This window comes from Pseudomonas sp. G.S.17 (genome assembly GCF_038096165.1).
Classification (GTDB): Bacteria; Pseudomonadota; Gammaproteobacteria; order Pseudomonadales; family Pseudomonadaceae; genus Aquipseudomonas.
In genome coordinates this window covers 3526041-3544155 of the sequence record NZ_CP151076.1, presented here as the reverse complement: position 1 = coordinate 3544155, position 18115 = coordinate 3526041, and the positions used below count along the sequence as shown (strand labels likewise).

Genomic DNA, 18115 nt, shown 5'->3' with positions numbered 1-18115 from the left:
GATCGCCCGATTTCGGGCAGTCCTTAACGTTATCTGGAGAACACCATGTCCGTAAAACGCCCCGGCAAAGCCGACTTTCTGATCGCCGCTGAAGACCACGGCTACCATCTTACCGATAGCCAGATGGAGTCCTTCCTCAATCTGGCCGACGAAACCCTCAACTCTTACGAAGCCATTGACGCGCTATATGCCGCCAACGTCGCGCAGCAACCGCCAAAGCGCGAATACAGCAAGGCGGCGGACGCCGACAACGTGCACGGCGCGTGGTACGTAAAAACCCATATCGCCGGTGCGGCGCAAGGCCCATTGGCCGGCCGGACGGTGGTGATCAAGGACAACGTCTCGGTGGCGGGTGTGCCAATGGCCAACGGTTCGCTGAGCCTGGACGGCTACGTGCCGTCCGAGGATGCCACGGTGGTCAAGCGCCTGCTGGCAGCGGGCGCAACGGTGGTCGGCAAGTCGGTCTGTGAAGACCTGTGTTTCTCCGGCGCCAGTTTCACCTCAGCCAGCGGAGCGGTGAAAAACCCATGGGATCTGACGCGTAATGCCGGCGGTTCGTCCAGCGGCAGTGCGGTGTTGGTTGCCCTTGAAGAAGTCGATATGGCCATCGGCGGCGATCAGGGCGGCTCGATCCGCATGCCTTCGGCCTGGAGCGGTATCGTCGGCCACAAACCGACTTACGGCCTGGTGCCCTACACCGGCGCTTTCCCGATTGAGCGAACCATCGATCACGTCGGCCCGATGGCCAATAACGTCCGCGATGTCGCCGTGATGCTTGATGTCATCGCCGGTGCCGACGGCCTCGATTCACGGCAAAAAAATCCGCCGTCGGTCAACTGCCTTGCGACTCTGGACGACGGCGTTGCCGGCCTGAGAATCGGCTTGTTGCGCGAAGGTTTTGCCATTCCCGGCATGTCTGAACCCCAGGTGGATGCGCTGGTCAAGGCGGCCGTTGAGCCACTGGAAAAACTTGGCGCCACGGTTGGCGAAGCCAGTGCCCCATGGCACTCAGGGGTTGCCATGGATCTGTGGAACGTGATTGCCACTGACGGTGCTGCCTACCAGATGCTGCAAGGCAATGGCTATGGCATGAATGTCGATGGTTATTACGATCCGGACATCATGAGTTATTTCGGCGAGAAGCGTCGCGAACACGCCGATGCACTGTCCAGCAGCGTGCGGGCCGTGGCGTTGACCGGTCACTACAGCCTGAAAAACCTGCATGGCGCCTACTATGCCAAGGCGCGGATGCTGGTGCCGGAATTGACCCGCCAGTATGACGAAGCGTTCAAGGATTTCGACGTGCTGGTGATGCCGACCATGCCCTTCGTGGCAACCCCGCTTACCGCGCCGGATGCGCCTGTGGAAGAGTACGTCCACAGCGCCTTGAACATGTTGGCCAACACGGCGCCGTTCGACCTGACCGGACACCCGGCGACGTCGATTCCTGCCGGTCTGGCGGACGGTCTGCCGGTCGCGATGATGATTGTCGCACCGCGTTTCAAGGACGCCGTGGCGTTGCGAGTTGCGCAAGCCTACGAGCAGGCCCGCGGCGCATTCCCTAAACCACCGCGCGCGTAAGCGAATCCCCCCGGACATGGCGCTGGCGACAGGTTCGCTGGCGCTTGCGTCGACTCAGAATAGAGGAGCCTTCCATGCTGATGACTCGAGCTACCCGCGTGGCCCTGTGCTGCGCACTGTCAGCGCTACCGATGTTTGCATTTGCCCATCCCGGACATGATGAATCAGGACTGCTGGCCGGGGTGGTTCATCCCCTGAGCGGGATGGATCACCTGTTGGCGATGTTTGCGGTTGGTCTTTGGACGGCGCAGCAACAGGCCAACGCCCGCTGGATGCTTCCTGCGGCGTTTGTCGGCTGTATGTTGTTGGGCGGATTGCTGGGATTCAACGGCTTTGCCGTGGCGTATCTGGAAACCGGCATTGCGGCCTCGGTACTTGCTCTGGGTTTGCTGGTGGCAGTGGCTGCACGTCCGCCGCTGGCCGTGAGTATCGTGATCAGCGGACTTTTCGGAGCGATCCACGGGATTGCTCATGGTCTGGAATTACCGGAGATGAGCAGCCCCATGGGATTTGCCGCAGGCTTTGTCATCGCGACATCCGCGTTGCACGCCGCTGGTTATGCGCTGTCGCGCTGGACGCCTGTCGCTGGCGTACCACTCATTCGCAGCATCGGCCTGGTTTCGGCTGGAATTGGCGGTCTGTTACTGGTGGGATAAACGTGCAATGCGTTCGTGCGAATACGTGCACTGACATGCGGCGCGATCAATGGGTGCTGCCAGGGAAGGCGTAACCTCAGGCTCGATATTCATTCGAGCCTTGTCAATGCTGGACTCAGGCCTAGTTGTTCAATCAGAAACGACGCGCGCAGATAAATCTTGGTCGTTGTTTCCTGCGCCGCTTTTTAAATACATTCAGGCGAATCCTTGCGCAGGTGCAAGCTGAAACCCAGGTTTTGCGCGACGGTCATGTGCGGGGACAGCGCGTAGTTCTGGAACACCATGGCGCGTTCCAGCGAATTCCCCACCTTTGCATGAAAAATAAAATTATTTATTGAAAAAATCGACATGAGGACTACTCTCTGTAAAACGATTTAGTAAAACGTTTTACTAAAAATAACAAAAACCATCGAGAACACTATGAATCTGACCCGCCGTCGTTTCGTTCAGTCGGCAGCCCTTGGCGCTGCTGCTTTGTCTCTGCCAACCTTCAGCCGTGCTGCGACTCCCGTGCTGCGACTGTCTTCCACCATGCCGTCCGATCAGAACTCGGCGCATTTCCTGTTTTACCAACGCTTTGCCGAGAATCTCCAACAAGCCTTGGGCGACAAAGTGCGCATCGATTTTTTTGCCAACGGTCAATTGGGCAAGGAAGCCGACGTGGTGCAGCAGGTGCGCCTGGGGTCGATCGACATGATGGTCACTGGCAGTTCGATCTGGGCGACGGCGTTGCCCGAACTGGCATTGCTCGACCTGGGTTTCCTGTTCGACAGCTATGCCCATGTAGCCAAGGCAGTGGATAACGGCGTCGGCGATATCTACAACAAGCTGCTGCAGGAACGGACCGGTTGTTCGGTCATCGGCTGGGGCTCGCATTTCAGCGCGCGCAGTGTCTACACCAAGGCGCCGATCAAGGATCTGGCAGCCATGAAGAACGTCAAGCTGCGGGTCTTGCCGACTCAGGCGTTCATCGAGACGTTCAAGTTGCTGGGCGCCATTCCCACTCCGATTGCGTTCAACGAGGTTTATACCGCAGTGCAGACTGGCGTCGTGGAAGGCTTTGAACACGATGCCGCCAGCGTGTTGGCCAACAAGCTCGATGAAGTGGTGCGCAATTGCTGGCAAACCAATCACCTGTTCAGCCCGTGCATTGCAGTGATCGGCAAGCGTGGCCTGGCGAAGATTCCTGCTGATCTTCAGCCAGCGTTTATCGCGGCTGCCCGGGACGCCAGCATCCATCAGCGCGAAACTGCGAAAGTAAAGGGCGTTGAAGCAGTTGCCGCCCTTGCCAAGTCGGGCATGACCTTTTTCCCGATGGCGGACAGCGAGCGAGACGCCACCCGGCAGCTGATGCGCGAAAAACTCTGGGTACCGTTCACTCAGAGCAATCCCGTCACTGCCCCGGTGCTGGCGGCCATCGAAGCGTCACGGAGTTGATCGCGGCTCATTCAGGGTGCCGCGACTTCAATTGCGCAGCTATCGACAATAACAATCAGAGATACCCGTGATGAACCCATCCTTGAGCGTAACCGTCGCCGCGGATCCACCTGGGCACGAAAGCCCGCTGGACGCTGCGGGCCTGCTCGTCCCCACTCAGGAGTGGGGATTCAACAACCGGGCGGCCAGTGGTCGGCTCCTCGCTGCGCTGTGTACCTTCACCGAACGTCTGTGCGCGGTGGTGTTGGCTGTCGACGTGGCCGTGGTGTTCGCCTCGGTGATCCTGCGTTACTTCGTTCACCAGCCGGTGGATTGGGCGGAGGAGGTCGCCCGTGGCCTGATGGTGATGCTGGTGTTCCTCGGCGGTGCCACGGTGCTCGCCCGAGGCAAGCACGTGCATGTCGATTTCTTTCGCGCCTTGTTGCCGGCTGGCTGGCAGCAAGTGGCGCTGCAGATTGGCGGCTGGGCGGTCGCGGGAACGGCAGCGGGACTGGCTTTCTCTTCCTGGTTGCTGCTTGAGGACTCGGCCAATGTTTCGACGCCGATGGGGCTTCCGCAATGGCTGAACGTATTGCCAGTGTTCGTCGGCGCGCTGCTGATGACCATCGTCGGCGTTGCCAATGCCATTAACGGTGCAACGCGCAGTACGTGGCTGAGCCTGCTGGGCTGCATCGTCGTCAGCGCCGCAGTCTGGGGCTGGAATACCCGGTTTGAAGCCTTGGCCCTGCAACCCTGGGCGCTGCTGCTGTTGGGCTTCGTTGGCGGATTACTGGTCGGCGTGCCCATCGCCTTTGTCCTGGCAATGTGTGCGCTGCTGTATTTCATGGGCGACCCGTCGTTGCCGATGGTCATTTATTCCCAGCAAGTCATGGCGGGCATGGATCACTTCGTGTTGCTGGCCATTCCATTCTTCGTCCTGGCAGGCCTGGTGATGGAGGTCAACGGGATGTCCGCGCGCCTGATCGAGTTACTTGTCAGGGTATTTGGACGCGTGCGCGGCTCGATGAACCTGATCACCATTCTGGCGACGGCGTTCTTTTCCGGCGTATCCGGTTCGAAACTGGCGGATATCGCCGCTGTTGGCGGCATCGTCGTCCCCGCCGTGCGCCGCACGCGTCAGGATCCCAACGAAACCGCAGCCGTCTTGGCGGCCTCCGGAGTGATGGCGGAAACCATTCCACCGTGCATCAACATGATCATCATGGGCTTTGTCGCGAACATCTCCATTGGCGGGCTGTTCCTGGCCGGGATCGTGCCCGCTGTGGTGCTGGCCATGGGTTTGGCGACCCTAGCGGTGATCTTCGGACGCAAGGTCGACCCCAATGAAGCGTTTCCCCTGCGTACCCCGTTGCTGCGGCTGATGGGCGGCGCATTGGTGGCGCTGATCATGGTGGCGATGATCGGCAAGGGCGTGACGTCCGGTGTCGCGACTTCCACCGAAGTGTCGGCGTTTGCCGTGGTCTACGCGTTGCTGGTCGGCGGCGTGACCTTCCGCGAACTGACGCCTCGCGCAATTGCCGCGCTGTTCGTACGTTCGGCAGCGATGGCCGCCGGCATCCTGTTCATTATTGCCGCGGCGTCCAGCGTGGCGTTCGCGCTGACGATCCTGCAAATCCCGGCGATCATCTCCGATTTCATGCTCGCCCTGGCACATGACTATGGCCCGCTGGCGTTTCTCTTCGCGTCGGTCATCATCATGGTGGTCTTTGGTGCGGTGCTAGAAGGCGCGCCCGCGCTGATTATTTTCGGCCCGTTGTTGGTGCCGATTGCGGTTCAGGTTGGTATTCATCCGTTGCACTTCGGTACCGTGTCGGTAATTGCCATGGGCCTGGGACTGTTTTCACCGCCTTTTGGCCTGGGATTGTTCGCCACCTGCGCGATGACCGGCACCAAGGTCGAAGACGTGTCGCGGCGCATGCTCAAGTACTTGCTGCTGTTGGCGATGATGTTGGTTCTGATTGTTCTGGTGCCCTCGATTTCGTTGTGGCTGCCACGCACTTTTAATATGGGTTAAGGCAAAAAGATGGCAACGATTCACGATGTAGCAGCCCTGGCAGGCGTATCGGTAAGCTCAGTGTCCAACGTCCTGAGCGGCCGAACCGACAAGCTGGGTGCAGCGACCTATCGCCGGGTAGAGGAGGCGATCAGCCAACTGAATTATCGGCCCAACCGCGCGGCACGGCAGCTCAAGACCGGGCATACACCGATGCTTGGCCTGCTGGTACCGTCGACCGCCAACCCCATGTACGGGCAACTGGCCCTGAAAATCGAAGCCGCAGCGCAGGAGCGTTACGGGTATCGCCTGCTGTTGGCCAATACCCATCGTGACAAGCAGCACGAAGCACGGATGTTCGAAGACTTGCTTTCGTTTGGCGTGCAGTCGGTGATTGTGGTCTCGTCGATGGATGACGAGCGCCACCTTGAAGATGCGGTGTCGCGCGGGTTGGCGGTGGTCAGCTATGACCGCAGCATCGACCTGGCCGAGCATTCCCAGGTCGATCACATGTCGCCGGATAATTTTCAGGCCGGTTACGTCGCCGCAGATCATTTGATCGCTCATGGGCATTCGCGTCTGGCATTTCTGGTTCCAGGCGGCAAAACCGTGAGTCGCTCCAACAAAATTGCCGGCTTTTTCAAACGGGTCGCTGAGGCTGGGTTGCAGGACAGCAGCGAAGTGATCGAAGGCCAGGTGGCCGAGATCTTCGGCGATTCCGAGCTGGCCAGCCTGGGTTTTGCCATGGCCAGTCAGATCAAGGCCATGCGCCCGATGCCCACCGGCATTGTCACGGTCAACGACTTGCTCGCCATCGGCTTCATGTCTGGCCTGCATCAGGCCGGCCTGCGCGTACCTCAGGATATTTCGGTGGTGGGCATGGACGGCTTGTCCATCGCGGCGTTCACCAACCCCGGCCTGACCTCGGTGGCGATGCCGCTCGATGCAATGGCCGATGCCATGGTGCAACGCGTGGTGGAGCGCTCCCGGCAGATGGAGCAAACCCCGGTCAATCTGATTTTCCAACCCGACCTGGTGTGCCGGCAGTCGGTAGCCGCTCCGGCAAATTCATAAAGGGACTGAATGACATGACCAAGATATTCCTGACGCACTCACCTCAAACGCTGGAAAACTATTACAGCAAGCGTGCACTTGACCAATTACGCGAGTGCGCCACGGTCAAGCTCAATACTTCGCGTCACCTGTTGCAGGTTGATGAGCTGATTGAGGCGGCGCAAGGGTGCCAGATCATTGTCTCCAGTCGCGAAACGGCCGCACCCGCGCGGTTGTTCGAACAATTGCCGGGCCTGGCGGCGTTTTGTCGGGTGGCGGTGGATATCCGCAACATCGACGTCGAGGCCGCCAGTGCCCACGGCGTACTGGTGACTCGTGCTACCCCCGGTTTCGATACTTCCGTAAGCGAATGGGTCATGGGCGTGATGATCGATCTGAGTCGCGGCATCAGTCGCGCTGCCGCTGATTACTGGCAAGGCAGGATCCCCGCAGTCACCATGGGCCGGGAACTGCGCGGCTCGACCCTGGGCATCGTCGGCTACGGTTTCATCGGCAGGAAACTCGCAACCATGGCGCGGGCTTTTGAGATGAATGTGCTGGTCTGCGATCCGTTTGTCTCGGCCCATGAACCGGGGATCAGACAGGCGTCGTTCGCAGAGGTGGCCTCCGCTTCGGACTACGTCGTCTGCCTGGCGCCGGCCAGCCCTGAAACCGCGAACCTGTTCGGTCGCAAGGCATTCCAGACCATGCAGCCTCACGCGTTTTTCATCAATGCATCCCGTGGCGAACTCGTCGATGAACAAGCGCTGGTCGCTGCCCTCGATGAGCAGGTCATCGCGGGTTGCGCATTGGATGTAGGGCGCGCCGAAGATCAGATGCCCACACCGGCAATCGCGGCTCACCCGAAAATCATCGCCAACCCGCACATCGGCGGCCTTACCCCTCAAGCCAGCGAGCATCAGGCAATGGACACCGTTCGCCAGGTCCAGGCCCTGCTGGCCGGCAAAGTCCCCTCTGATGCGGTCAACCTCGAACACGCCAGCCGGGCCTCGCGCCTGTTCGGCGTGAAAAGCAACTCAAGCGTGGAGCTGTCCCATGAGTGAATCCTCTTTGAGCCCGATGCCGGGCGCTTGCGATTGCCACGTGCATATTTACGAGCCTGAGCGTTTTCCCCTGACGCAACAGATCGCCCGCGCGAGCTGGAGTGATTACCAGCAAGTGCAGCGGCGTCTGGGTCTGGAGCGTGCATTACTGGTTCAGGCCAATGGATACGGTTTCGATATGGATTGCCTGCTCGATGCCTTGGCGCAAGCAGGGGACGCTGCGCGGGCAATCGCTGTCATCGCGCCCGATACCAGTGACGAAACCTTGGCCAGGCTCCACAGCGCAGGCGTGCGCGGCGTACGCTTCATGCTCATTCCCGACGCCCAGGGCGCCTTGGGTTGGGACGCGCTGGAACCGATATCCGCGCGGATCGCCGAGCTGGGTTGGGTGATCAATCTTCAGGTCGACGGTCGACAGTTGCCCGACTTCGAGGCGCGTATCCGCGCATTGCCAAGCCTGGTGAGCATCGATCACACCGGCAAGTTTCTCGAGCCGGTCGGCATTGATCACGCCGGGTTCAAAAGCCTGTTGAGTCTGCTGGATTCGGGCAAGGTCTGGGTCAAAGTGTCCGCGCCGTACGAGACGTCGAAGTCAGGACCACCCCATTACGAAGACGTGAGCGTGCTGGCGCGAACGTTGGTGCAGGCCTTTCCAGAGCGCTGTCTTTGGGCGAGTAATTGGCCGCATCCGGGCCGCAGCCCCGCGCCCGATGACATGGCCATGCTGGATTTGCTCAGCGAGTGGGCACTTGATGACCACGTTCGACGCCGGATTCTGGTGGACAATCCAGCCAGGTTGTATGGATTCAAACCGCTATAGCGAACCCATTCGTCAGGCAAACAGCGCTTGAAAGCTATAGGCTCCTCCGGACCTTTAGCTTTGACGTACCTGTCCATGACTGCCTTCTACCTCAAGTTACTCATCACACCCGCGCTGATGCTGGCCATCTCGTTGGCTGCCAAGCGTTGGGGCACGCAAATCGGCGGGCTTCTCTCGGGACTGCCCATCACCTCGGCGCTGGTCATGCTGTTTCTCAGCCTTGAGCAGGGCGCGGCATTTGCCTCGGCGGCAGTACCAGGGGCATTGGCCGGACTGGCGGCGATTCAGGCGACCTATTTGTTTTACCTCTTGGTGACCCTGAGAGTTTCGGCGTTGCCTGGCTGCATTGCGGCCGTGGTGTTTTACGCTGCAGCTGCCTTGTTGATGAGCGGTTTGGGATTGCTGGCACTGTCCGTCATTGCCACGCTGCTGCTGGTCATCCTGATAATAGTAGCCACGTCGAAACAGGCGAAGACCAGCGCCGCGCCCTATGTCCCGGTGCCGCGTTGGGTCATCCCGATGCGCATGTTGACGGCCACGCTGCTGCTTTTGGCGATTACCGCAAGCGCAAAGTGGCTCGGGCCGGTGTTCAGTGGGCTGCTGGCGCCGATCCCGGTGATCGCCTGGCCTCTCGCAGTGTTCGCCCACGTCCAGGGCGGGCGTCACGAACTCAGTGCAATCGTCCGAGGCAACGCCATTGGCGCTGTTGGCGTAGTCGGGTTCTACCTGACCCTCAAAAACTCAATTTTGCAGTGGGGCGCGTTTGCGTCTATCACTACCGCCGTCGTGTTGGCTGTCGTGGCAACTTTTGTGCTGGCGAGGGTGTTGGCTAGACGGTAGCGAAGGCGCGGCAATCAAGCCCGCAGATCAGCGCTTCGTAATGGGCTACTGTCTCTGCATCTCGCACGTCGCATCTTCATTTCAACTAATGGACGACAGTAGTTGTAGTATTTTTCAGCAACGGACCGCTACAGGTGGCGTAGTATGCTCGCGCTTTCACCTGGCTGCGGTTGGGTAGCAGGCTCGGTTCAACTTGGATGTAGAACTTTCCATCAGGTGCGAAATTGAAAAATGGTATCCGTCTTGCTGTCACTCTCGTGTTTGTCGTTTTTTTCTCCTTGGCGTTATTGACGGGGTGGACGGTATGGGCGTCCAGAGAACGGGCGCTCAATGAGGTGAAAGTCAATAGCCTTAACCTGACCCAGGCTTTGGATACCTACTCTGAGAGCGTTATCAAACAGAGTTCGATGCTATTACTTGGCCTGGTAGAGCGCTTGGAAAGCGAAGAAATTGATGTGGCGCAAATCGAACGCATTCGCAAGTTGGTGAGCGAACAACAATATCTGCTCGCCCAAGTTAATGGTATTACTATTTACGGCCAGAATGGCGAATGGCTTATGGCATCCACCGGTGGAGAAAAGGGAGCGTTTGCCAATAGCAGTGATCGGGCATTTTTCATCCATCATCAAAACGACCCTTCAAGGGAGGCTTTTATCGGTCCGCCCATTCGCAGTCGCTCTACGCATAACTGGGTCATTACCGTCAGCAGACGCATCGACAATCAACAAGGCCAGTTCGCAGGCGTAGTGGCGGTTACTTTGGGGATCAGAAACTTCCTGGACTTGTTCGGAAAAATCGATGTAGGACAGGATGGTGCTATCGGGTTGACCTATACGGATGGCCAGATGCTGGTGCGTTATCCATTTAGAGAGCAGGACATGGAGCGCAACTTCTCCACTTCGCCGTTATATACGCGGTACCTGGTCGATCGTTCGGTTGGAACTGCATCTTATGTTTCCAGTCTCGATGGTGTAGAGCGGCTCTATGCATTCCGTCGAAATGAGAGTCTGCCGCTGGTGACGACCGTGGCAATCGGAAAGAGCGAGGCACTGACCGCATGGCGGAGCGAGTCTGCACTTTCGGCCGGAGTGGTGTTGGTCTTGCTGTTTGCTGTAAGTGGAATCGGTTGGCTCTTGATTAAAGATATTAAACGCAGGATCGAGGCTGAAGCTGATTTGACGGAGGCCCGTGAGGCACTTCTTGAAATCAACAAACAACTTAAAGTGCTTGCTTCCAGAGATCAACTGACAGGCATCGCCAACCGCAGAACCTTTGACGAAACGTTGGCCGGCGAAACCAATCGTGCTCACCGTGAAGGCAGCATGCTTGTTATTTCAAACGGTTTAATGATACTTACGGGCATGTCGCCGGTGATGAGTGTATTAAGGCGGTAAGCGAGGCAATCAGGTGTTGCCTGAAGCGCCCTGCGGATTTCGTCGCGCGTTATGGCGGTGAAGAATTGGCTGTCATCCTGCCGAACACTGATCTTACAGGTGCCATTATTGTTGCAGAGCATATTCTGCAGACACTAATGGATTTAAACATTCTGCATGGTGAAAGCCCATTCCAAAGGGTTACGGCCAGTATTGGTGTGGCGTCCAGACCGGGAGCGCAGCTTCTGGGCCGACAACTTGAATTGATCGAAGCGGCAGACCAGGCCCTGTATAGAGCCAAGGCAGCCGGTCGTAATCGGTTGATGGTTGATATTACTGGCGAGGCGCAATAAAAGCTTCGGGCCTGGCTGCACATCGGTCGAGGATGTCTACAATCCCGAGTACATGGCGATGCGGAGTCGCTTCCGAGATGCACCTGTCTCGGCTATCCAGGGAAGGAGAAACGCGTGGGCGACGAATACAATCTGGCACTGATCATCAGCGCAGCGTTCAGCGCCGGGGCTGCCGTTTTGCATGTGGGGGTTGTCATTGCGGGTCCTGCCGGGTATCGGCTTGCTGGCGCGGGCAAACGCTTTATTCGCGCGGCAGAGGCGGGAAGAGCGTTTCCGGCAATCATCACGACTGGAATCGCGTTGGTCCTGATGGTCTGGGCGGCGTATGCCTTGTCCGGCGCGGCGGTGATTCGTCCGTTACCACTGCTGCGCCCAGCGCTGAGCGTCATTACGGTCATCTACCTGCTACGCGGTTTCGCCGGGCCTTTGCTATTGAAGGATACCGGCCGAACCAGGCGATTCATTTGGATCAGCTCGGCAATCTGCATCGTTTTCGGTATTACCCATCTTGTCGGGCTGGTTCAGACGTGGGGGCGACTGGCCTAATCCGCCATGTCTACGCCAGCCGCCGGTGTTGTCGGATCCCGTCGATTGTCCGATCTTCAGTGACACCATGATCCGTGGGGCAATTCGACCTGCAGCTGGGCCTCAACTGTTGGCGTAGCTGTCCACCACACGCTGGTACTGGCTCGGTGAGGCGCCGATGTGCTGGCGAAAGAAGCGGGTGAAATGGCCCTGCTCAGAGAACCCGAGACTCTCCGACAGCAGTCCGAGAGTGCCGCTGCGCTCGCGCTCCAGCCAGGTAAACGCGCGGCGCATGCGGGCGTCGTTGACCATCAGGGTCGGCGTCATGCCGGTGTCTTTCTTGAACAGGGCGAAGAAGTGCGCTCTGGACAATCCACTGGCACGCGCCGCGTTGTCGATCAGGTCGGGTTGTTCAAGATGTTCCAGCAAGTAAGCCGTGCCACGGCGGATGCGTGCGTCGCGAAACTCGCCATGACTCGGCGCACCCTGGCGCCATAGCTGGCGCCACTGGGAAAAGTCTTCGATCAACTGGATCAGGAAATCGAACAGCAGGAACTCGATGCGCTCCTTGGGGACCAACCCGTAGCCGTGCATCTCGGCAATCAGGATATCGGCCAGGGTGCGAATCTGCAGCGACAGGTCAATACACGGATGCGGGAAGAAGTCCGGCCGTGCACTCAGCGCCAGCGACTGCTGAGCGGTGGCCAGCCATGCCGGTTCGATGTACAGCGCCAGGATCAGGGTATTGCCGGCCCCGGGTTGCGGGTCATAGAAATGCGGCTCCCAGGCATTGACCAGCACTGCGCTGCGATCCGCCAGGGGAACTCGCCGTCCATTGACGTTGAAGTAGGTGTCTTCCCCGGAAACCTTGACCAGCACGTGGCATTCGGAATGGGTGTGAGTCACCAAGGCTCGATCCATGTTGAGCAACGCGACACGGCCAAATTTTCCGTGAAACACTCGTTGGGCAATCGACATTGGGTAACTCCCTCGCTCGCTTGAAGCGGCTGTTATTTTGCGGCTGCACCGAAGGAGTAGGGCAGTCGTTGCTCTGTCTGGCGGGGCGCTGTTGTGCGCGCTTGTCTGATAGCAGATCGACAGCGCGGCCAAGGGTTCAATATCCCGTAGACCACGGCCCGCGTCCAGACAGATTTGGGTGGCAGGGCGATCTTCTGCTCAATGGCCTGCACATCCAGAAGTTGCATGCCGATTCACCTGACCCAGGGCGACTGCGGTAATCTTCGGCTCTCGTTTTCAGTGTCAGCCCCCTCATGTCTTGTGAATCCGTTGCCAACACCGGCCGCCTCGCGCTCGGCGAGATCGACCTTGAATACCGGCATCTGCCGGGAACCCTTGCCGGACGACCAACCCTGGTGCTGCTGCACGAAGGCCTGGGCTGCGCCGCTCAGTGGCGCGACTACCCCGAGCGGCTGCGCAGCGCCACCGGGTGCGGCGTGCTGGTCTACAGTCGCCAGGGTTACGGTCGATCCAGTCCGGTGACGCTGCCTCGCGGCCTCGACTATCTGAGCCATGACGGTCCGGCGGAACTGGCCCGTCTGCTGGATGCACTGGCGCTGCACGATGTGGTTTTGCTGGGCCACAGCGATGGCGGGTCGATTGTTCTGGCTTATGCCGCGCTCAATGATCCCCGCGTGCGTGGCAGCATCGCCCTGGCTCCCCACGTGCTGGTCGAAGCGCAAACCCTCGCGGGCGTGCGCCAGACCACGGCGCTGTGGCATACAGGCTCCTTGCGCGAGCAACTGACGCGTCATCATGGTGATAACGCAACTGGCGCATTCCATGGCTGGAGCGACAGCTGGCTGCACCCGGATTTCAGTCTTGAGCCGCTGGTGGCGCGGCTCAAGAACATCACTCGGCCCTTGCTGGTTATCCAGGGCCGTGACGATCAATACGCCACGGCGGAACAGTTGGCGGTCATCGAACGTCATGTGGGCGCAACGTGTCGCTGTGTCCTGCTGGACGATTGCCAGCATTTTCCCCAGCGCGAAGCCACCGAGCAGACCTTGCAGCTGATCAGCGACTTCGTTCTGGCGTTGCCGGATTCCCCAGCCTTCAATTGAAGTTTCCCTTGGTTTCCGGCACCACCAGGCTGCCGACCAGATAGATGAGCGACAGCACCACGGCAAAAATCGCCAGTACCTGAGGAATCTGTGCCGGGCTGCTGCTGGCCAGGGAGACGAAGGTCGGCATGGTCCCGCCCAGGGCGAAGCCGATATTCCACGACAGCCCGGTGCCGCTGGCGCGCAGCTCGGTTGCAAAGCGTTCGTTGAGGAAGATCAGGATCGGCGCAATGATCGCTCCACCCATGAAGGCGATCCCCGAGCAATACAGCGCGGTTCGCAGCAGCGAGCCGGGCTCGGCGACGTGAAGAAACATCAGCGGCAGGCTGACCAGATTGAGCACGCCCAGGACAATGAAGGTCTTTTTGCGACCTATGAGGTCGCTGACATAGCCGAACGCGAGTGAGCCGATGATGGTGCTCAGCGAACCGTACATCAACAGTTGCGACGTTTCGGTGTGGGGCACTTTGGCGACCACGTTGAGCAGCGTCGGCAAGTAACCGCAGGCCAGGTAATAGGTAGCGCCGCCACCGAAGGTGATCAGCAGGTTGATCAGCATGACCTTGCGGTATTCCACACCGAACAGGCGCTTGAGCGGCGATTGCGTCGGTTTCGCCGGGGTGTTCTTGCGCGTTTCCTGTAATTGGCGCCATACCGGCGTTTCTTCCAGGAAGCGAAACATCAGCAGGCCGAACACCGTGCTGATCAGCCCGCAGAAAAACATGCAGCGCCAGCCCCACACGTCAAACTCGGCGCCGGGGAAGACTTCGGAAAGCACCAGGTAGGCGAACGATGCCAGCAACGAACCCATACCGGCTCCGGCCCCGCCAATCAGGCCGGACATCAGGCCCCGGTAGCGCGGCGAGATAGATTCGGTGCCGATGGTGTGAGTCGAGGCCACGATGCCGCCGACGAAAATCCCCTGGACGATCCGCAGCATCAGAAACAGCACCGGCGCAATGACGCCGACCTGGGCCAGGGTTGGCAGCACGCCGAACAGCGCCGTAGATATGCCAACGCCCACCATCGACACCATCAGCGCGCGCTTGCGCCCGTGCTTGTCGGCATAGGCACCGAAGATCGCCGAGCCCAGCGGACGTACCAGCAACGCCACGGCAAACGATGCGTAGACGGCGGCCAGGGAAAGGGTTGGCGTGTCCGACGGAAAAAACAGTCGGCCAATGATTGGCGCCACGTACAGCAGGATGAACAGGTCAAACAGGTCCAGCGCCCAGCCGAAGGTCGAAGCGAAGCCTGCCAGCAATGCCTTGCGTGCAGGTAGATAGCCTGCGGCGGGCGCGTCCGGCGGCGAGGCGGTTGAGTGCGTCGTGGTGCTGGTATCGATTGTTGCCATGACAGTGACTCCGATTTTTATAGTTATCAGGGAGAAACATACTCAAACAAGCACTGGCGAAACGAGGGGGGTGCAGGAGCTTCGCTGCTGCACCGGTATCGCTTGCGCAGGATCTGTCATTCGCCCTTGAATACGGCTGCTCGCTTGCCATGAAATGCCTCGACGCCTTCCTTGAAATCCTGGGAGCTGCGCAGGCGGCTGTAGCAATGGCCTTCCATCTCGATGGCCACGGTCAGCGGCGAGTTTTCGTTGTCGTTGATCAGACGCTTGGCAGTGCGCTGGGCCAGGGGCGAGAAGCGGCACAGTTCTTCCACCAGGGCGTCGACCGTGTTTTCCAGCTCGTTATCCGGGACGCATTCAGTGGCGATACCCCAGTTGTAGGCCTGCTGCCCGCTGATGCGCTTGGCACGCATGACCATGTGCTTGGTGCGGGTGATGCCGATCATTTTCTGCAGGCGGGCAGAGCCGCCCGAACCGGGAATCTGCCCCAGATTCTGTTCCGGCAATGCGTAGCGGGTGGTCTCCGAGGCGACGCGAAAATCACAGGTCAGGGACAGCTCGAAACCCACGCCAAAGGTGTAGCCGCGATTGGCGACAATCACCGGTTTCTCACAGCGGGCAGGCGCTGCCACGTTCCAGGCCAGCTTGGAGACATGCTCCGGCGAGGCCTCAAGGAAGCCCTTGATGTCACCGCCGCTGGAAAAGTGCTCGCCTTCCGCGCGCAGCACGATAACCCTAACTCCCGGATGTTCGTCGAGGGCCTCGAATACCTGGCGCAGCACATCGCGCTGGGGCATGGCGATCACGTTCAACGGTGGGCGGTTGAGAATGATGTCGGCGCGCTGCCGGGCCGTATCGACCACGACCTGAAAGCCATCGAATTCGGTGTCGAGAAATTGCTGGATCGATTGCAGTTGCATGTGAATGTCCTCCTGGGGATTAGCACGCGGTCTTCAAGGTTTTTGCCTGATGCTCTTCGAGCAGCACGCGACGTAACACCTTGCCGACCGGCGATTTCGGGATTTGATCGATGAACTGGTAGTGACGCGGACGCTTGAATTTGGCCAGCCCCGAGGCGATGCAGTGCGCATCGAGTTCGGCCTGGCTGACGGCGCAACGCAGCTTGATGAAGGCCGCGATGATCTTGCCCCATTGCTCGTCCGGCAGGCCGACCACCACCACTTCTTCAATCGCGGGGTGCAGAGACAGCAGGCTTTCGATTTCCACCGGGCTGACATTCTCGCCGCCGGTAATGATCAGGTCGTCGACCCGGCCAGTGACGAAAAGGTCGCCGTCTGCATCGAAGTAGCCGATATCACCGGTGAAGTACCAGCCATCGTGCAGTGCTTTGGCCGTGGCATCCGGGCGATTCAGGTAACCCTCGAACGCTTCATCGCTGGCGAGGTCGGCAATGATCTGGCCTTCCTCACCCTGGCGGGACGCGATGCTCGGGTCGGTGGTATCCAGTGGCACGATGCGGATGCGCTGATTAAGCGCACCCCGACCGGAAGAACCCGGTTTGTGATGGGCGTGCTGGTCGATGGTGAAGGTGTAGATTTCCGAACAGCCGTAATGATTGACGAACAATTCCGGCTTGAAGGCCTGCTCGACGCGCTTCATCAACCCGTCACTCATGGGCGCACCGGCGAAGCCGATTTTTTTCACGCTGGCGACCCGTTCCTTGCGAAAGCCCGGATGCTCGATGAGCATGTGATACAGGGTCGGCACCAGGTACAGGTTGCTGACCTGCTGCTGCTCAATGGCTTGCAAAGTCGCTTCCGCATCGAAGCGCGGCACACAGACGAAATGTCCGTCGATCAAGGCCATGGACAGCAGCGAGCGCACGCCCATGGTGTGATACAGGGGCATCACGCCGAGCGTGCATTCGTCATGCCGGTACAGATTCTGCGCGACATGGGCCACAGCTGCCGCGCGCTCGGCACGGTGGCGGCGTGGTACGCCCTTGGGCTTGCTGGTGGTTCCGGAGGTATACAGCAGCAGGGAAAAATCCTCGGCCGTGGCGCGCAGGATGGTGGCGGCTGGGGCTTCGGCGCATAGCTCCTCGAAGCTCAGGTCATCCGATGCCACACGTTCGCCGCTGGCGATACGCGGCAGGGCGGCGGCGCTGGGGCAGGCGGCCAGCGCCGCAGCGGTGGCGTCGTCATAGGCGATGGCCTTGACCTGCGCATCGGTGATGCAATGGGCCAGTTCTTCGCCGGTAGAGCGCCAGTTCAGCGGAGTCACGACTATCCCGGCAAATTGGCAAGCCCAGTGCAGGGTCGCCATTTGCCAGCGGTTTTGCATCGCTACCAGCATCCGGTCGCCGCGTTTCAGGCCCAGGCGTTCCAGGCCGTGGGCGGCACGTTGAATATCGATGAACCACTGCTGGTAGGTTTTTTTCAGGGCTGCATCGCTGACCGCCACTGCATCGGGACGGCGTTCGACGGCAGCGAGGAAGCTGCGTCCGAGATCGAACATTATTGTTTTACCTCCTGGTTCGTTTGACGTTGTGATGCCACTTCAAGAACAGCCCGGACCATGCCGGTGTAACCGGTGCAACGGCACAGATGCCCGGACAGCATGTCGCGAACCTGGGTTTCGTCCGGGACGGGTACCCGTTCGAGGAAGTCCACGCAGGACATGAGAATGCCCGCCGTGCAAAAGCCGCATTGCAGCGCGTGATGACGGCGGAATGCCTGCTGCAGATCGCTGAGTACATCGTCCTCGGCCAGCGATTCCACGGTGTCAATGCGTCGCTCATGGCTCTGCACCGCCAACATCAGGCACGAGCGCATGGCCACACCGTCCACCAGCACAGTGCAGGCACCGCAGACGCCATGTTCACAGCCGACATGCACGCCAGTGGCGCCCAAGTCATGGCGCAGGAAATCACACAGCTGGGTGCGCGGTTCGGTGCTTGCCTGACGGTCGCGGCCATTGAGTTTCAGGTTGACGAGAAAAGCTTGGTCGGCATTGACGCGCATG

Annotated in this window: 16 protein-coding genes and 1 pseudogene; 11 read left to right on the top strand and 6 right to left on the bottom strand. The window is 59.6% G+C overall.

Features of this window, described 5'->3' with window-relative positions; translation table 11 throughout:
- The first annotated feature begins 45 nt into the window (after positions 1-45).
- Together AABC73_RS16740 and AABC73_RS16735 are read left to right on the top strand one after the other, a co-directional pair.
- The gene (locus AABC73_RS16740; protein WP_341520138.1) at positions 46-1581 is read left to right on the top strand and encodes an amidase; all 1536 of its coding nucleotides are present in this window, start codon (positions 46-48) and stop codon (positions 1579-1581) included.
- An 80-nt stretch (positions 1582-1661) separates the two neighbouring features.
- Complete coding sequence (locus tag AABC73_RS16735) at positions 1662-2237, top strand: HupE/UreJ family protein (protein WP_341524259.1); 576 nt, start codon at positions 1662-1664, stop codon at positions 2235-2237.
- 185 nt (positions 2238-2422) lie between these two features.
- Here AABC73_RS16735 and AABC73_RS16730 read toward each other — a convergent pair whose 3' ends face one another.
- Positions 2423-2587 carry a hypothetical protein gene (locus AABC73_RS16730; protein ID WP_341520137.1) on the bottom strand — a complete coding sequence of 55 codons (165 nt, stop codon included), beginning with the start codon at positions 2585-2587 and terminating at the stop codon, positions 2423-2425.
- Positions 2588-2657: 70 nt separating this feature from the next.
- On the opposite strand from AABC73_RS16730, the gene AABC73_RS16725 reads away from it, so the two are divergent.
- The 8 genes and pseudogenes from AABC73_RS16725 to AABC73_RS16690 all read left to right on the top strand — a co-directional run bounded on the left by AABC73_RS16725 (position 2658) and on the right by AABC73_RS16690 (position 11716).
- Positions 2658-3674: a TRAP transporter substrate-binding protein gene (locus AABC73_RS16725; protein WP_341520136.1), complete on the top strand. Its 1017-nt coding sequence runs from the start codon at positions 2658-2660 to the stop codon at positions 3672-3674.
- An 82-nt stretch (positions 3675-3756) separates the two neighbouring features.
- A complete protein-coding gene (locus tag AABC73_RS16720) occupies positions 3757-5688 on the top strand; it encodes a TRAP transporter large permease subunit (RefSeq protein ID WP_341520135.1) in 1932 nt (643 codons plus the stop codon).
- Between the two features lie 9 nt (positions 5689-5697).
- Positions 5698-6741, top strand: a complete 1044-nt coding sequence (locus AABC73_RS16715) for a LacI family DNA-binding transcriptional regulator (protein ID WP_341520134.1) — start codon at positions 5698-5700, stop codon at positions 6739-6741.
- A 14-nt stretch (positions 6742-6755) separates the two neighbouring features.
- On the top strand, positions 6756-7784 hold the full coding sequence (locus tag AABC73_RS16710; protein WP_341520133.1) for an NAD(P)-dependent oxidoreductase: 1029 nt from the start codon (positions 6756-6758) through the stop codon (positions 7782-7784).
- Entirely contained in the window at positions 7777-8604 is an 828-nt protein-coding gene (locus AABC73_RS16705) for an amidohydrolase family protein (RefSeq protein WP_341520132.1), read from the top strand. Before AABC73_RS16710 ends, AABC73_RS16705 begins: the two co-directional genes overlap by 8 nt.
- A 75-nt stretch (positions 8605-8679) precedes the next feature.
- Positions 8680-9444, top strand: a complete 765-nt coding sequence (locus AABC73_RS16700; RefSeq protein ID WP_341520131.1) for a hypothetical protein — start codon at positions 8680-8682, stop codon at positions 9442-9444.
- Between the two features lie 224 nt (positions 9445-9668).
- Positions 9669-11170 (top strand): annotated as a pseudogene (locus tag AABC73_RS16695) (sensor domain-containing diguanylate cyclase).
- 114 nt (positions 11171-11284) lie between these two features.
- Entirely contained in the window at positions 11285-11716 is a 432-nt protein-coding gene (locus AABC73_RS16690; protein WP_341520130.1) for a hypothetical protein, read from the top strand.
- A 102-nt stretch (positions 11717-11818) separates the two neighbouring features.
- On the opposite strand, the gene AABC73_RS16685 is transcribed toward AABC73_RS16690, so the two are convergent.
- Complete coding sequence (locus AABC73_RS16685) at positions 11819-12673, bottom strand: AraC family transcriptional regulator (RefSeq protein ID WP_341520129.1); 855 nt, start codon at positions 12671-12673, stop codon at positions 11819-11821.
- A 293-nt stretch (positions 12674-12966) separates the two neighbouring features.
- On the opposite strand from AABC73_RS16685, the gene AABC73_RS16680 reads away from it, so the two are divergent.
- The gene (locus AABC73_RS16680) at positions 12967-13776 is read left to right on the top strand and encodes an alpha/beta hydrolase (RefSeq protein WP_341520128.1); all 810 of its coding nucleotides are present in this window, start codon (positions 12967-12969) and stop codon (positions 13774-13776) included.
- Here the strand turns inward: AABC73_RS16680 and AABC73_RS16675 are convergent.
- The 4 genes from AABC73_RS16675 to AABC73_RS16660 all read right to left on the bottom strand — a co-directional run bounded on the left by AABC73_RS16675 (position 13769) and on the right by AABC73_RS16660 (position 18114).
- Positions 13769-15130, bottom strand: coding sequence for an MFS transporter (locus AABC73_RS16675; protein ID WP_341520127.1), 1362 nt, complete (start codon positions 15128-15130; stop codon positions 13769-13771). The two genes, AABC73_RS16680 and AABC73_RS16675, sit on opposite strands and share 8 nt — an antisense overlap.
- A gap of 116 nt (positions 15131-15246) precedes the next feature.
- Positions 15247-16050 carry an enoyl-CoA hydratase/isomerase family protein gene (locus AABC73_RS16670; RefSeq protein WP_341520126.1) on the bottom strand — a complete coding sequence of 268 codons (804 nt, stop codon included), beginning with the start codon at positions 16048-16050 and terminating at the stop codon, positions 15247-15249.
- Between the two features lie 19 nt (positions 16051-16069).
- Positions 16070-17608, bottom strand: a complete 1539-nt coding sequence (locus AABC73_RS16665) for an AMP-binding protein (RefSeq protein WP_341520125.1) — start codon at positions 17606-17608, stop codon at positions 16070-16072.
- A complete protein-coding gene (locus AABC73_RS16660; RefSeq protein WP_341520124.1) occupies positions 17608-18114 on the bottom strand; it encodes a (2Fe-2S)-binding protein in 507 nt (168 codons plus the stop codon). The genes AABC73_RS16665 and AABC73_RS16660 overlap by 1 nt, the downstream gene beginning before the upstream one ends.
- Between the last annotated feature and the right edge of the window lies 1 nt (position 18115).

Excerpts from the sequence above, each read along its gene's own strand:
- AABC73_RS16670 (WP_341520126.1), bottom strand. The coding sequence starts at position 16,050 with ATGCAACTGCAATCGATCCAGCAATTTCTCGACACCGAATTCGATGGC.
- AABC73_RS16700 (WP_341520131.1), top strand. The coding sequence starts at position 8,680 with ATGACTGCCTTCTACCTCAAGTTACTCATCACACCCGCGCTGATGCTG.
- AABC73_RS16735 (WP_341524259.1), top strand. The coding sequence starts at position 1,662 with ATGACTCGAGCTACCCGCGTGGCCCTGTGCTGCGCACTGTCAGCGCTA.
- AABC73_RS16710 (WP_341520133.1), top strand. The coding sequence starts at position 6,756 with ATGACCAAGATATTCCTGACGCACTCACCTCAAACGCTGGAAAACTAT.
- AABC73_RS16725 (WP_341520136.1), top strand. The coding sequence starts at position 2,658 with ATGAATCTGACCCGCCGTCGTTTCGTTCAGTCGGCAGCCCTTGGCGCT.
- AABC73_RS16715 (WP_341520134.1), top strand. The coding sequence starts at position 5,698 with ATGGCAACGATTCACGATGTAGCAGCCCTGGCAGGCGTATCGGTAAGC.
- AABC73_RS16740 (WP_341520138.1), top strand. The coding sequence starts at position 46 with ATGTCCGTAAAACGCCCCGGCAAAGCCGACTTTCTGATCGCCGCTGAA.
- AABC73_RS16680 (WP_341520128.1), top strand. The coding sequence starts at position 12,967 with ATGTCTTGTGAATCCGTTGCCAACACCGGCCGCCTCGCGCTCGGCGAG.
- AABC73_RS16660 (WP_341520124.1), bottom strand. The coding sequence starts at position 18,114 with ATGCGCGTCAATGCCGACCAAGCTTTTCTCGTCAACCTGAAACTCAAT.
- AABC73_RS16675 (WP_341520127.1), bottom strand. The coding sequence starts at position 15,130 with ATGGCAACAATCGATACCAGCACCACGACGCACTCAACCGCCTCGCCG.
- AABC73_RS16705 (WP_341520132.1), top strand. The coding sequence starts at position 7,777 with ATGAGTGAATCCTCTTTGAGCCCGATGCCGGGCGCTTGCGATTGCCAC.
- AABC73_RS16730 (WP_341520137.1), bottom strand. The coding sequence starts at position 2,587 with ATGTCGATTTTTTCAATAAATAATTTTATTTTTCATGCAAAGGTGGGG.
- AABC73_RS16685 (WP_341520129.1), bottom strand. The coding sequence starts at position 12,673 with ATGTCGATTGCCCAACGAGTGTTTCACGGAAAATTTGGCCGTGTCGCG.
- AABC73_RS16665 (WP_341520125.1), bottom strand. The coding sequence starts at position 17,608 with ATGTTCGATCTCGGACGCAGCTTCCTCGCTGCCGTCGAACGCCGTCCC.